The organism is Psychrobacter sp. G, assembly GCF_000418305.1.
Lineage (GTDB): Bacteria > Pseudomonadota > Gammaproteobacteria > Pseudomonadales > Moraxellaceae > Psychrobacter > Psychrobacter cryohalolentis.
In genome coordinates this window covers 2268763-2281600 of the sequence record NC_021661.1, presented here as the reverse complement: position 1 = coordinate 2281600, position 12838 = coordinate 2268763, and the positions used below count along the sequence as shown (strand labels likewise).

Sequence of the window (12838 nt, the reverse complement as noted above, 5' to 3'; positions counted from 1 at the left end):
GTTACTCATTTAATAAAAATTCTCTTATCTCATTAATAATTAGTTCTTTATCATCATCTGACCAACCAATAGTTTTACGGACTGGATAACGTGTGGGTTTTGATTTTGGGTTAGGCTTGATGGTTTTGCCGTACTGGTGAACTGCCATGACTTCAGCAGTGCGACCGGCAAAACCAATCTCTGCACGCTTACTGCTGTATGCAGTTTTCAGCATCTTAGGCAACCGCTGAAACATAGCGCCTCGACTGATACTACCGACCTGATCACGTTTGCGCGGGGTAAAGCGCTTTCCGTCTGGATCTTTCTGCGCTTTGATACGGCGTTTCCATACAGTACGCATTTTGGTAGATATCTGCCTATTAAGCCTGGTCTTTTGCTGCGGGCTTAACTGCTGATTGATGTGGTTAAGCCAAGTCGTTAATTCGTCAAAGTTATCAGTCATGGTCCGACCGCGTCAGCTACATCTTTCGTTACCCAGTCTTCAAGGCTGTCAGACCAAATCTTGGGTAGGCAAAGATGGTAATCACCAGCTTCATTAATAACCAGTTTATCTACTAGACCGATATCAACAGTAAGATCATACGTCTCGGCATCTATGATTTCGCTATCAAAATTCAAGTCCGGTATCGGATAGCCTTTTGACTCAAACCATTTGCGGATGAAAGTCATTAAGCTAAAAGGATCGTTGTCACGGCAATCAATAAACAGAAAGCGCGCGATATAATTAATATCGCCGCTATTGGATGACAGCTCACCATTCACCAAAAAAAGATGTACTTTGTCTGCGGTCAGTTGCGCTGCAAACTTGGCAAGTAAATCGTCTTTTAGCTGCTGCAGGTATTTCATCTGTATCTGGCCTCAGCAGTTTCCAAGCGACCATGATAGTTATGTTTCTTATAATCAGGACCATTGTAGCCTTTGGCAAAGCCGTGCCAATCTTCACGCTGCAGCTCATCAACCAAACCAAAATGTTCAATATAACGACACATCGCTTCTAGTTGCTTGGCTTCAGATTCGTACATGTTGTTGATAAAATCTTGTAATGAGTCATAACCAAGCTCTTTCCACCAATAACCCATCACTTGACCAACGCCCCAACTGCAAGCTTCTAATGCACTATCGCGATGATACTTGGCAGCTTCATTCAAACGTTTGGTTTGTTCACGGTATAGGCCATAACCACCGGGTTGGGTAGGTTTCGACCAGCATAAATCAGGACGCTCTTTCATCGCGCTGCGGCGAACGGTGTAATAGTAATGCTCACCTAAACGCTCATAAAACACATGACGTTCAAATAATATAGTTGGTGTACCATCGTCGTTAAATCCGTTATCACGACCTTCAACATCAACAATAGCTTTCAAAATAGACGGGCGGAGTCCTAAATCCTTAGCGGCGATAGTAATATCTTTGTCGTTTAATTTCTTAGACATTATCAATCCTCGTTTCTGAAAACATTATTTAACCGTGCAGTAAAGTTTTGAGCTTTGGTTGCTCTACTTTGCTTAAGGAGTAAATGCCATGACAAGTACATCGCGGCAACGAGTGCTAAGCACCCAAAGCGTATAAACATGTAACGCACAGGGAGTTTGTCACCGAGAATGCTAGTGTCATAAGCAAGATAGACAAAGCAAACCAGTGCATAGCATGCCAACACACGAAATGCCCACCAGCCCACACTATCGTGACAGCGGGTACGCATTAGCATCCATGACAGCATGAGTGCCGCCAAAACCACTGCAGATATATTGATAATGACCATCATTTGCTGATCCCTAATAATTTAGCAGCCCAATCTGGTAGTATCTCCACCATTTTTTCCGACTTAACAACAGCAACGACCAGGCGTAAGAAAAAATAGCCAATACCAGCCCACAGAAAGCTGACGAGTAAAACAACGTCATCGCTGCTATTGATATAACCCATCAGCTCTAAACTGCCACGAGTGAAAAACAAACCTGCGCCAAACCCTAATAGAATATGGCCAATACTAGTCGCAGAAGGTGGAAACTTTTTGTCTTCGCCGAATGCCAAAAAACTACCTACAGCGCCAATGACAGTCGCTACTAACATAGAGGGCGTAAGGAAGGGCAGAGAAGCAGAAATCGCCGTATCAGCCTTGGCATGCGAGATTGTCAAAAACATCCAAACTGCGATGGCAGCAAGCCATCCAAGCGCACAACCTATACGCATTAGCCAGACTTTTTTAGTCGGTTTTTTCATGAATTAATCCCATAATTTGATAGATGGCGCTGCAGCTGTAGCATTGTCATCAGGCAAGATGATGATGGCTTGAGAGGACAGCAAAGCAAATGGCGAATGGTCAGTATTACTCTCAATCAGTTTTGGCAGCATACTTATAGATCGATTGGCATAAACGCGGTAAGCGATAGCATCAAGCGTATCGTTTGGTAATGCGCGTATCGTGCGCTGATATTGAGCCGTATTCATAACAGCTTCACACGATTTCGGCGACGGCCAGTCATGTCTGCAATGCAATGGCTAACCACACGACGTAATCTGTTGGATTTGGTCAGCTGCACATCACCGCTAATAGCGCCTTGGCTCGTCGTATCATAATCAACATAATTATCAGCAATAAGCGCGGCGGCCTCATTCATGATTGCGCGTTTATAAGTGCGTGCGAATTTGTCTGGGAGCATCCGTTTATCAGCTAGATGGCGCTGTAGAGTTAGCAGACTAAAAAAGGTGACAGGTAAGTCGCCATTGACCGTGTCATAAGCATTATCGATATAGCCTGCGATACGATCAGCGCCAAGCGTTTTATCAATCCGCATCAGCTGCACCATATCCTCTGTACTAACAGATGGTAGGTGAGCATAGTGATTAGGGACGTTTTGCGCTTGGACTTGTTGATTGATCAACATGACATTACCTGCAGATAAAAGAAAAGCGGTAGTCACTTTGACGTTGTTATGATGCGATCAGCAAATAGCATTGTCTTAGTGAGCCGCTTCCCGGGTGGGGTCGTTACTCTCCAGCTTTCTCAAGCTGTGTGAGGTCTTTTTTGCAGCCGACTTTGTCATCAAGCTTAATAGCTATTTCATAAGCGTGGATGGCATCTTCAGGCTTTGCATCTTTTAGGCTGTCACCAAGGACGCGATAAAGTTTAGCGCGGACTTGGTCTGGCATATCTTGTGATGTCGTACTGTCTATAGCGCGTTGAATTAAATCGGCATAAACAGCGGTGTCAGTATCTTTTTTGAGAATAAGCAGCTCATCTGCTAACTGTTCAACAAAAACAGTAGCGACATCACGGGTAAATGGCTCTGGCATCACAAAATCATTGAGTAACGCATACTCAGCAATATCGGTTGCCGTTTTAAAATCATGAGTGTCTAAACACCAAACCATCAGCTTAACGAGCATGTCATCTTGACCGCCAATGCCTTCAGCAATGGTGCCTTCAATCCAAGGCACATAAAATGGTAAGAACTCTTTCTTAAGTTCTGTTTTATGACTGATGGATTGAATGTTTGACAGATGCTGGTCATCGTTCCAGAACTTTAATTCGATATTGCTACCAGCATCGGGATTGGTGTCGCCATCAGACGGCGCATCACTGATAGGTGTCGATTGGCTGACCATCGTTGTACCCATGCGACGACCTAAGACCTGCGCTGATAAGCGTGGGTCATTATTAGCAGCTTTGGCTTTTTTAGCGGCGTTAGTACGAATAAAGTGTTCGCGTAAAGAGTTACTTTTCATCATTAACCCTCCAGCACAATGTTTTCAATCAATACTGTTTTGCTATAGTCTTCGACCACATAGCACTCATTAACTGATTGATAATCAGTAGTACGATCCCACTGTGGCTCATCAATAATGTGACGGCGCTGCGACCCACGTAACTTGTAAATAGACAGGTTGTCATGAGTAGTGATAAGGAGACCATTAGGCACAAAAAAGGCTGGAGTATCTACTGGTAGGGAGCCAAGCTGCTTTTTCTGATATAACGCGTTAGCAGCGATTTGCTCCGTCGGAGAATGGTTTTGATTAAGCAGTCCGACATATTTATCAGAAACCAAGTTACTACTAGTGATAGCAGTTAAACCACTTGCTTGGCGATGCTGCTCTGCAATTAATTCATTTTTGGCCATTTCAACCAAAGCGTCCATATTTTTGAACTCTTGGCCAGCACCGATGGTGATACCGTCGATATGACGCTCAGGATTGTAAGCGCGGATCTTTTCAAGCCAACCAATATTCACGTCTTGCAATAATGGATACAGGTCTTTGTTTGATGTTTTGGCGCGATGAGTACCGTTAAAGCCAATACGCTGCATATCTTCGGCAACAATAGCAACAGCAATAGCGGCAAGCTTTTGCTGGAAATCAGGCAGATAACCCCAGTTGTCGATGACTTCGTATAGATAAGCAATATCAGAGTTGGTCTTAGTACATAGATAATCGTCAACCGCTTCAAGATTAAAGATATCTGTAGGACGGCGTGGTTGAGAGCGTGTGTCAGTAGTGCTTGCTGCTGTTTTATTGCCACCAAGACCTAGTTTTTGGCCATGCGCGTTCTTAACACCTTGAATATTGATCTTGCCGAGAAAATCGGTAACTTGACGATAAACTTCTATGAGTTTCTGCTCAACGGAAGGAGCAACATTGAAAGCTGCATTGAAGTTTTGTGCGCCATTGACGCGTGCAACTTGTTGTTTGTACTGCTCAAGTTGTAAAGCTGTTTGCGGATCTAAAGTAAACATAAAAGTCCTTGGAGGTAAAGAAATCTAAATATCTAAGAACACATCATTCGATGCCGGCTATATTAATACTCTGTTAGTTGAGCACCGCCGCCAGTAGCAGGAGGTGTATTCGTTAGATTGTTAGCTGGTTGACTAGAGAGCTGGATCTTTAATTCTTCAAATGCAGTCTTTAACTCAGACAACTCTGTTTGCAGACCTTCATTTTCTTTAGCAACATCATTCGTTTTTTCATTGAGCGTTTTAAAAGACTGCAAGACCAATTCTTGCTCTTGAGTGCTCATGCCAGATTTCTTGGATGCAAACATAGTTGATAGCTTTTGTAAGAAGCCGTCAGCTTCAGGCTTTGTATTTAGCTCTTGGGTCTGGGTGTCGGTAACTGGCTGTTCGGTAGTATTGTTAACTGCTGGAGTCGCGGGATCAGTACTAGCTACTGTGGCTGGGGCATCTTTTGTCATAAGGATAAGCTCTTGGTCGTTGGGATCAGTGCGAAGGGCATTAGCATTTGTACTGAATTTTAGAGGTTCAGTACCACGCGAAGCTGGAGAGTCTGTAACCGCTAGTCCAACTAAATAGCCGCGACCAGTGTCAGCAAACTTTGGATAGAATTCGATAGAAGTAAAAATCTTTTTACCCTCTTTGTTAGCTTCTACCAATGCGGGTAGTACTGACAAAGTGGCATATAAGCACATTAACTGAACATCAACGCCATTCTGCTTGAATGTTTCCATGCCATGATCGACTTTGATGATGTCACCCAGTGCGCCAGAATCATAATTATTATTAAGACTAGACCACCGACCACTCATGTGCTCGCAGTTGATACGTGCGGTATATTCGACAGGATCGTAAGTCTCTGACATATCAATAATATGTTCTTGAGATAGAGAGCGACCGTCAACAGTTTGCCCTTCGCGGGCGACGCGAAAGCGTTTGACGACTCGTTTACCGGGCAGTACAGGAACAGTCATAGTCAATCTCAGTTGCTAAAGTTTAGTAAATAAGGTTTGGTATCTTTCAATATGCTTTAGTTTGTCGGTTAAGAGGCATAACGGGCAACTGGTTGTTAACCGCAAAGCGGCTTTACGGTTACAAACAGCGTGGTTACAAGGGTTACGCGCTATAAGCTATTGCCTTATGACTACTGACCAATCCCATATCATCAACGACAGCACTGCGGACAACCGCGAACGAGCGCGCTTGCTCTACGCGCAAGGCTTGAGCGTCACTGAAATATCCAAAGAATTGAGTGAAAAGCGACCAACTGTAGCTAGTTGGAAGAGTCGCGACGCGTGGGTGCGTGCAAGTATTTTTGAGAATGTAAAATCAGCAATGCAATCTCGACTGTTATCACTAATTAACATGGATAAAAAAGGAAATGCCGAATACAAAGAGATAGATTTCTTTAACCAGCAATTAGAGCGGACAGCAAAAATAGAGCGTTATAACGAGGGTGGTAATGGCGCGACGCTCAATCCAAAACTCTCTAAGAGATATAAAGAAGATCGTAAGCCTGCAGTCAGAAACTTGTTTACAGAAGAAGACATTGACGCTTTAGAAGAAGCGTTTAACTTAATGCTTGAACCATATACGTTTCAGCAGCGATGGGTCGAAATATTAAACGGCAACAAAAAGCATCGCGCTGCGCGTATATTTATGATGCTCAAATCTCGGCAGATCGGTGCTACTTATGTCATTGCACTATGGGCTCTTATCAATGCGCTGCGCACCAAGAAGAATAAAATATTTTTATCAGCAAGTAAGGCCCAGGCGTATCAATTTATTGAGTACATCAAAGCGTTTGTGTTTGAAGTACTGGGCAGGAATATTGGCGGGGAGCCAATCGTACTGTCATTAGAGGACAATACTCAGGTCAGTCTTTATTACATGGGCACCAACGCATTGACGGCACAGGGTCGTCATGGCGATGTAATTATGGATGAGTTTTTCTGGATTCGTAAATTCAAAGAGTTCCGTGCCGTCGCATCGGGCATGGCATCACAAAGTCATTTTCAGCAGGTCTATTTATCTACGCCAAGCAGTGTCTTGCATGAAGCCTATGCGTTTTGGACCGGTAAAGATGGTGTTAATAAAAAAGATATCGATACGTCTCACAGCGCTTTAAAGTCTGGTCGCTACTGTGATGATGGTAAATGGCGTTTAATCGTCACTATCAAAGATGCTATTCGTGGTGGTTTTGACAAACTTGATATAGCACAGCTGCTACTGGAGTACACACCCGAACGCTTTGCCAATCTGTTTATGTGTGTATTTCTTGATGACAGTAATAGTTATTTCCCTCTATCAGTACTGCAGCCAAATATGGTGGATAGCTGGCAGATTTGGGATGACTTTACACCGTTGGGCAGCAAGAAGTTTGCCAAACCAGTTTGGGTAGGTTATGACCCAAGCTTTACCGGTGATAGGCCGGCATTGGCAGTCATCGCGCCGCCTGAAAAAGAGGGTCAGCCGTATCGCATCTTAGAGCGTATGCACCTTGATCACATGCCACCACACGTCCAAGCACAGCATATCAAAAAGATTTGCGAGCGTTACGATGTTGAGTTTTTAGGTATCGATACAACAGGGGCTGGTATCTCAGTCGCTGAACACGTTAAAAAATTCTATCCAAACTACACTGCTATTATCTATAGCGTTGAGAGTAAGACGCGCATGGCGCTCAGAGTTAAAGAGCTTTTTACCCGGCGCAAACTACACTTTGATGCGGGTAGTATTGATATTGCAAAAGCATTCATTGCTATTAAACAAGCGCTGACTGGCAGCCAACGCCAAATGACATTTGTTAGTAGCAGAAGTAAAGAGATTGGTCACAGTGATATTGCATGGGCAATTATGAATGCGCTTGAAAAAGCACCACTTGCAAGTACAGATCAAATCAATGATGGCGTCCACAAATCACGAATAGGGGTACATAGATGACAGACACAGATGAAAAGGCTAGAACTGGTCAGAAAATAATTATGCACAGCTTTGGTGACCCGGAGCCAGTACTAGATGGGCGCAGTATGTTCGAATACGAATATTGCCCAATGTATCAAAATCACTATGAGTATCCTTATGACATTGATGCGGTGGCCAAGCTGTATCATGCGACCAGTCATCATACTAGCGCATTGATTACTAAGCGCAATGTACTCACTAGCTTATACAAGCCGCATCCGAAGTTAAGCCGCCAAGCTTTTATCGGTCTAGTGATTAATTTATTAGTATTTGATAATGCTTATGTGCAAGTAATACGTAATAGATTGGGAGGCGTATTACAGCTTCGACCAAAGCTTGCACGTAACACACGCAAGTCAATCAAGGGAGAGGGTTATCACCACGTTGATTATAGACAAGGTGCGGCGATTGAATACAATGAGCAAGTCATTCACATATTTAACCCTGATATCAATCAAGAAATTTATGGCGTACCAGACTACTTGAGCAGTGTAAATGCCATTACACTTAACGAAGCCGCGACATTATTCCGACGTCGGTATTATAAAAATGGTGCTCATGCGGGTTATATTTTGCATGTATCAGATCCATTATCGACACAAGAAGACGTTGATGATTTAGAAGATGCAGTGCGAGAATCAAAAGGTGCAGGTAACTTTAAGAACTTATTTATGTATACGCCTAACGGGAAACCTGATGGCGTTAAAGTTATACCGCTGGCAGAGGTTGCCGCCAAAGACGAGTTTGCTAATATTAAGATTGCCTCGCGTGACGATACATTAGCAGGTCACCGAGTACCGCCTCAACTTATGGGAGTGGTACCAAACAATGCTGGTGGTTTTGGTGACGCGAAAAAAGCCGCTGAAGTATTTTACTGGCACGAGATACTGACACTACAAAACATGCTACTGGACATCAACGACCAAGTCGGTGAGACCATCATCTCATTCAACGAGTATCAGCTGACAAAACTTGATCAATAAATTTATTTATTTTAATTAAAAGGCCACTCAAAATGAGTGGCCTTTTTTTTGTCATCTGACCATGCCAAAAATCGCTCCCTCCCGCCCGAGTTTCGCATACTTAATGCGCTCATTTTAATGCATCAAAATAACCTCAGAATGCCCACAGCTATATGGTATCGGTATAAGGGCATGATGCAATATGATGCAGTTTGATGCGCATCATGCAGCGATTTTGGAGCCTTAAAATATTAGGTCGGTCAAAAGAAAAGGTAATAAAGGTAATACTGTTAGACAGGGTGATATAAGTATTTGATTTATATGGAAAATATTATTACCCCTAAAAGGTAATAAGAGGTAATGAAAAAGGTGATAAATTATAAATAACAATAAAATCAAGTATTTATATAACGGTGTATATTACTTTTAATAAGGGTAACTTTTTACTCGAATATTACCTTGTTATTACCTTTTGATAAATCCTCATAAGCCTTATAAATAAAGGGTTACAAGAGAATATATAATAATTATTACCTTTATTACCTTTTTATTTGACTATGTGAAATATCTAGGCATTAAATCAACACATTTCTTTCCGTACATTCTTGAGAAATTTTGGATAGAGTCGTGGGCTGGGCATGGGCTGCTATATAACGGACGTAGTAGGTGACTTGATAGCTGCAACCGTTGATATACAAGGGTTTAGTATCTTGATAACTGCAGGTAGTACTATATACAGAGGTTTCGAATCTCTCCGTCTCCGCCAAATTCGAAAATCCCCAATCAGCAATGATTGGGGATTTTTTTATGTTGCTGTTTTATATTGCTATAGAGTTTAAAACCTTTGTTTTATTTGGCTAGTAACTCGTCAAATTCGATTTCCTGCCCATCCGCTAATATCATTTTACCCTCAGTGATCTCAATGCTCACTCCTGTGTTATTTTTAATAGCACGCATAACATTGATGTCTTCGATACTGCTCTCAATGATTATCTTGCCAGATTGTTCTGGAGCGATAGGCGGCTCAAACTGGGTTAATGGCACGTTGAAGCGTTTACTTTTGGTCAAACGTTTCTCTTTCATCGTGAGAGTACCTTGAAAACTTTCGATAGCTACTTTGCCATGATTTGACAGCATAAACTGTAGCTTGACTTGGTTTAAGCTATCACTATCGCTGGTTTTGACTGGTAATAGGGCAACAGGATAATTGAGGTGATTGGCAGTTTCGAGCTTTTGACTGGTTACAATGGGACTTTTCTTACCCGTTGGGTTGTTTGGATGTAGGCGCTCATATTCGCGCTGTTGGATCAAAGCTTGTTTAATAGTAATACGCGGCATCGCGCCTGATTCATAGGCGCTACTAAGCTTCATACGTAGCATATAACGACTTAGCAGCTTTCTATCTGCTTCAGGTAGACGCTCAAAGGTATCGCCCAGTGTCTTTTGCCATTGATCAGAGTTGGTCGGTATGGTTTGCTGGCTAGGATCTACTTGCGGCTGCGAGCAACCATACAGGGCAGGAAACAGCCCCAAGCTCACAGTCAATAACACAACTTTGTTTAAACGTTTGTATAAACCCATTATCTGATACCTCCATATGAGCCGTGGTAGTTGTTATCTTAATGTATTGTATCTTACCGTTGTGTATGTTTATTTATCGCTAAATAAAGGTGAGTACAGTATTATCAATCGCAAAAAAAGACCAAGCACCGTTAGGGTAACTTAGTCTTTATTAAGGCTTCGAATATTAGCTACTCAAGCGGTTAAACACTCAAATGCTACTGCTATTTATTTTCTTGCAGATCAGACAATGAATGGGTGATATTGTTATTGTGAGTCACCACAATCGCTTCATCAATAATACGCTGGCTCACGCCTTTTTTGCGTAATGTCTCAATAAAAACTTCATCATGGGCAAGCGTATAGTCTTGATGGTCACGATCAAGACCTTGACGGATATATAGGCGAATCAAGCCTTGAATACGCTTAAATCCAAGCTCTGATGCGGTCGCCGTTAAAAGCTCAATCATCTCTTCAGAGAGGCGAATACTGATAGGGCGCATGATTTTTTGCGGATGATCAGAAAACTTATTTTTTATACGTGCAGGTATCATAATAAACCATTACTATTAGTGAGTAGGAATAAAGCACTCAGGCAAAACTGACTTAGTCATATGTACTCTTACCATACAACAAAAGTCCCCAAAAGAACACCGAAGCTGCATTAATAGCCATATTAATGATGTGTTAGTAAATGCTAGCCAAAAAAAACCTCCATCAAATAAGTGATGAAGGTTTTTTCGTATATGGCTCTCCAACCTGGGCTCGAACCAGGGACACACGGATTAACAGTCCGTTGCTCTACCAACTGAGCTATTGGAGAATAATTGGTAATAACATCAAGTTTTACAAAGGCTTTAATATGCCCAATTGCTTGTCTTGTTTGCGTTATGTGGGGCACATTTTAGCCAAGTAGTCATGAGCTGTCAACCTTATTATGAGATTAATTATAAATCTAATCATAATTGTCTAAATATCGACCATAACACCATTATTTTATCTACTTTAATAACATGTTGATGACTCAATAATAGAACAACCACTATCTATTTGAGCAAACTATTAAAGCAAAAAAATATCCTTACCGTATAATTGATATAGATAAATATCGCGCATCAAGATAAAGGACAAAAGCAGTGACCACCTTAAAATATATTGCTCATTATTCGGAGCAGATTCAAAGCCAAGCTGCCATGTTAATTAGCAGCGGCAAACTGGGCGATTATTTGGACAAAAACTATCCCGAGAGACACCAAATCCAAAACGACAAAGCGTTATACCATTATATTAATGACATAAAAAATCAGTATATGCGCAAAAGCAATCCATTGTCTCAAGTGACTTATAACAGTAAGCTCACGGTGCTCAAACATGCGCTAGGCATTCATACTTATCAGTCTCGCGTACAAGGAAGTAAGCTTAAAGCGCATAATAGCATTACGGTCGCAAGCTTATTCAAAGAGGCACCGCCTGAGTTTTTGCGGATGATTGTTGTTCATGAGTTGGCGCACTTTAAGGAGCAGGAGCATAACAAAGCGTTCTATCAGCTTTGCTGTCATATGGAGCCTGATTATCATCAGTTGGAGCTGGATACGCGTTTGTGGTTGCAATGGCGCGAATGCTAATCTATCGTGGTTGGCATAATAAGGTGAATGAATAGGATAAGCTATGGTGGCGTCAGCGCAACAAGGGACTTTAGGCAATAACCAAGCATGGCTCATTCCTCTGCTTTGTCTGCTCACTGGCGGCGCTCTAATCGGTATCTCTACCAATTTGGCAAAATATGCAGGTGAGATTGGTCTGACGCCATTAGCATTTCTGTTTTGGTCTATTACCAGTGCTGCTGTTATTTTATTTGTTTATGCGCTGCTGCGTCGTGAGCTACCGCCTTTAAACAAACCTATCCTCAGCTATTATTTTGTTGCAGCATTGGTCAGTGTTGCAGGTTCCAATTTAATATTTTTCTCAGCAATTCCCCATGTTGGCGCAAGTTTTGTCGCCTTGATTATCTCCTTGCCGCCGCTGCTTACTTATCTTGCCGCCATCGTGTTGCGTATAGAGCCATTTACTAAGCTTCGAGCACTTGGCGTGATCGCGGCACTTGCGGGAGCGGGCGTATTGGCAGCACGTAAGTTTTCTACGCCAGATGCCAGTGTGTTTTGGATCGTCTTGACGCTTTGTGGTCCTGTTTTGCTTGCCATTGGTAATATTTATCGGACGCTATATTGGCCAGCCAATCTCTCTGCTAGTGCGCTTGCGCCTGGTATGCTGATTGCTGCATCAGGATTGCTAGCTCTGGTCAGTATCATTCCTCATTACTCTTTAGCGGTTCCGATGACAGCGCTTTTACCGCTTGGTGTAATTGTGCTACAAGCATTTGTATTCGCTGCGCAGTTTTTACTGTTGTTTTTACTGCAAAAAACGGGCGGTCCTGTGCTGCTGAGCTTATTAGGGGCAGTAGGGGCGGTAGTCGGTGTGCCAATTGCTATTTTTTTACAAAATGAAAGCCCACCAGAAGGGCTAATCCTAGGCGCTTCATTAATCGCGCTGGGGGTAATATTGGTCACTTATGGTGGTGTAAAGATGATGAGAGCAGAGAAAGGGTCAGTAAGTGAATGATATGCC

At 42.5% G+C, this 12838-nt stretch carries 16 protein-coding genes and 1 tRNA gene; 4 read left to right on the top strand and 13 right to left on the bottom strand.

Annotated features, from left to right (window positions below):
* Position 1: 1 nt before the first annotated feature.
* The 10 genes from PSYCG_RS09455 to PSYCG_RS13135 all read right to left on the bottom strand — a co-directional run bounded on the left by PSYCG_RS09455 (position 2) and on the right by PSYCG_RS13135 (position 5701).
* Positions 2-442: a phage virion morphogenesis protein gene (locus PSYCG_RS09455; RefSeq protein ID WP_020443993.1), complete on the bottom strand. Its 441-nt coding sequence runs from the start codon at positions 440-442 to the stop codon at positions 2-4.
* Entirely contained in the window at positions 439-846 is a 408-nt protein-coding gene (locus PSYCG_RS09450) for a phage tail protein (RefSeq protein ID WP_020443992.1), read from the bottom strand. Before PSYCG_RS09450 ends, PSYCG_RS09455 begins: the two co-directional genes overlap by 4 nt.
* Positions 843-1433 carry an N-acetylmuramidase family protein gene (locus tag PSYCG_RS09445; protein WP_020443991.1) on the bottom strand — a complete coding sequence of 197 codons (591 nt, stop codon included), beginning with the start codon at positions 1431-1433 and terminating at the stop codon, positions 843-845. The genes PSYCG_RS09450 and PSYCG_RS09445 overlap by 4 nt, the downstream gene beginning before the upstream one ends.
* Before the next feature lie 2 nt (positions 1434-1435).
* Positions 1436-1765, bottom strand: coding sequence for a hypothetical protein (locus PSYCG_RS09440; RefSeq protein ID WP_020443990.1), 330 nt, complete (start codon positions 1763-1765; stop codon positions 1436-1438).
* Positions 1762-2223 (bottom strand): hypothetical protein, encoded by a 462-nt coding sequence (locus PSYCG_RS09435; protein WP_020443989.1) that lies wholly within the window; start codon positions 2221-2223, stop codon positions 1762-1764. Before PSYCG_RS09435 ends, PSYCG_RS09440 begins: the two co-directional genes overlap by 4 nt.
* A gap of 3 nt (positions 2224-2226) precedes the next feature.
* Positions 2227-2451, bottom strand: a complete 225-nt coding sequence (locus tag PSYCG_RS09430; RefSeq protein ID WP_020443988.1) for a tail protein X — start codon at positions 2449-2451, stop codon at positions 2227-2229.
* The gene (locus PSYCG_RS09425; RefSeq protein WP_020443987.1) at positions 2448-2888 is read right to left on the bottom strand and encodes a head completion/stabilization protein; all 441 of its coding nucleotides are present in this window, start codon (positions 2886-2888) and stop codon (positions 2448-2450) included. The genes PSYCG_RS09430 and PSYCG_RS09425 overlap by 4 nt, the downstream gene beginning before the upstream one ends.
* A gap of 103 nt (positions 2889-2991) precedes the next feature.
* Positions 2992-3729 carry a phage terminase small subunit gene (gpM, locus tag PSYCG_RS09420; RefSeq protein WP_187289116.1) on the bottom strand — a complete coding sequence of 246 codons (738 nt, stop codon included), beginning with the start codon at positions 3727-3729 and terminating at the stop codon, positions 2992-2994.
* A gap of 2 nt (positions 3730-3731) precedes the next feature.
* A complete protein-coding gene (locus PSYCG_RS09415) occupies positions 3732-4733 on the bottom strand; it encodes a P2 family phage major capsid protein (protein ID WP_020443985.1) in 1002 nt (333 codons plus the stop codon).
* A 62-nt stretch (positions 4734-4795) separates the two neighbouring features.
* The gene (locus tag PSYCG_RS13135) at positions 4796-5701 is read right to left on the bottom strand and encodes a GPO family capsid scaffolding protein (RefSeq protein WP_020443984.1); all 906 of its coding nucleotides are present in this window, start codon (positions 5699-5701) and stop codon (positions 4796-4798) included.
* 166 nt (positions 5702-5867) lie between these two features.
* On the opposite strand from PSYCG_RS13135, the gene PSYCG_RS09405 reads away from it, so the two are divergent.
* The gene (locus PSYCG_RS09405; RefSeq protein ID WP_020443983.1) at positions 5868-7670 is read left to right on the top strand and encodes a terminase large subunit domain-containing protein; all 1803 of its coding nucleotides are present in this window, start codon (positions 5868-5870) and stop codon (positions 7668-7670) included.
* A complete protein-coding gene (locus tag PSYCG_RS09400; RefSeq protein WP_020443982.1) occupies positions 7667-8674 on the top strand; it encodes a phage portal protein in 1008 nt (335 codons plus the stop codon). Before PSYCG_RS09405 ends, PSYCG_RS09400 begins: the two co-directional genes overlap by 4 nt.
* An 828-nt stretch (positions 8675-9502) precedes the next feature.
* On the opposite strand, the gene PSYCG_RS09395 is transcribed toward PSYCG_RS09400, so the two are convergent.
* The 3 genes from PSYCG_RS09395 to PSYCG_RS09385 form a co-directional block, all read right to left on the bottom strand.
* Positions 9503-10234: a hypothetical protein gene (locus PSYCG_RS09395; protein WP_020443981.1), complete on the bottom strand. Its 732-nt coding sequence runs from the start codon at positions 10232-10234 to the stop codon at positions 9503-9505.
* 203 nt (positions 10235-10437) lie between these two features.
* A complete protein-coding gene (locus tag PSYCG_RS09390; protein ID WP_011514160.1) occupies positions 10438-10767 on the bottom strand; it encodes a hypothetical protein in 330 nt (109 codons plus the stop codon).
* A 193-nt stretch (positions 10768-10960) separates the two neighbouring features.
* Positions 10961-11036: transfer RNA gene (locus tag PSYCG_RS09385), tRNA-Asn, on the bottom strand.
* 313 nt (positions 11037-11349) lie between these two features.
* Between PSYCG_RS09385 and PSYCG_RS09380 the strand changes: the two genes are divergently transcribed.
* Together PSYCG_RS09380 and PSYCG_RS09375 are read left to right on the top strand one after the other, a co-directional pair.
* On the top strand, positions 11350-11838 hold the full coding sequence (locus PSYCG_RS09380) for a M48 family metallopeptidase (protein WP_020443980.1): 489 nt from the start codon (positions 11350-11352) through the stop codon (positions 11836-11838).
* A gap of 43 nt (positions 11839-11881) precedes the next feature.
* Entirely contained in the window at positions 11882-12832 is a 951-nt protein-coding gene (locus PSYCG_RS09375) for a DMT family transporter (protein WP_020443979.1), read from the top strand.
* The last annotated feature ends 6 nt before the right edge of the window (positions 12833-12838 follow it).

Excerpts from the sequence above, each read along its gene's own strand:
- gpM (WP_187289116.1), bottom strand. The coding sequence starts at position 3,729 with ATGAAAAGTAACTCTTTACGCGAACACTTTATTCGTACTAACGCCGCT.
- PSYCG_RS09450 (WP_020443992.1), bottom strand. The coding sequence starts at position 846 with ATGAAATACCTGCAGCAGCTAAAAGACGATTTACTTGCCAAGTTTGCA.
- PSYCG_RS09390 (WP_011514160.1), bottom strand. The coding sequence starts at position 10,767 with ATGATACCTGCACGTATAAAAAATAAGTTTTCTGATCATCCGCAAAAA.
- PSYCG_RS09440 (WP_020443990.1), bottom strand. The coding sequence starts at position 1,765 with ATGATGGTCATTATCAATATATCTGCAGTGGTTTTGGCGGCACTCATG.
- PSYCG_RS09445 (WP_020443991.1), bottom strand. The coding sequence starts at position 1,433 with ATGTCTAAGAAATTAAACGACAAAGATATTACTATCGCCGCTAAGGAT.
- PSYCG_RS09425 (WP_020443987.1), bottom strand. The coding sequence starts at position 2,888 with ATGTTGATCAATCAACAAGTCCAAGCGCAAAACGTCCCTAATCACTAT.
- PSYCG_RS09435 (WP_020443989.1), bottom strand. The coding sequence starts at position 2,223 with ATGAAAAAACCGACTAAAAAAGTCTGGCTAATGCGTATAGGTTGTGCG.
- PSYCG_RS09455 (WP_020443993.1), bottom strand. The coding sequence starts at position 442 with ATGACTGATAACTTTGACGAATTAACGACTTGGCTTAACCACATCAAT.
- PSYCG_RS13135 (WP_020443984.1), bottom strand. The coding sequence starts at position 5,701 with ATGACTGTTCCTGTACTGCCCGGTAAACGAGTCGTCAAACGCTTTCGC.
- PSYCG_RS09375 (WP_020443979.1), top strand. The coding sequence starts at position 11,882 with ATGGTGGCGTCAGCGCAACAAGGGACTTTAGGCAATAACCAAGCATGG.
- PSYCG_RS09405 (WP_020443983.1), top strand. The coding sequence starts at position 5,868 with ATGACTACTGACCAATCCCATATCATCAACGACAGCACTGCGGACAAC.
- PSYCG_RS09415 (WP_020443985.1), bottom strand. The coding sequence starts at position 4,733 with ATGTTTACTTTAGATCCGCAAACAGCTTTACAACTTGAGCAGTACAAA.
- PSYCG_RS09430 (WP_020443988.1), bottom strand. The coding sequence starts at position 2,451 with ATGAATACGGCTCAATATCAGCGCACGATACGCGCATTACCAAACGAT.
- PSYCG_RS09395 (WP_020443981.1), bottom strand. The coding sequence starts at position 10,234 with ATGGGTTTATACAAACGTTTAAACAAAGTTGTGTTATTGACTGTGAGC.
- PSYCG_RS09400 (WP_020443982.1), top strand. The coding sequence starts at position 7,667 with ATGACAGACACAGATGAAAAGGCTAGAACTGGTCAGAAAATAATTATG.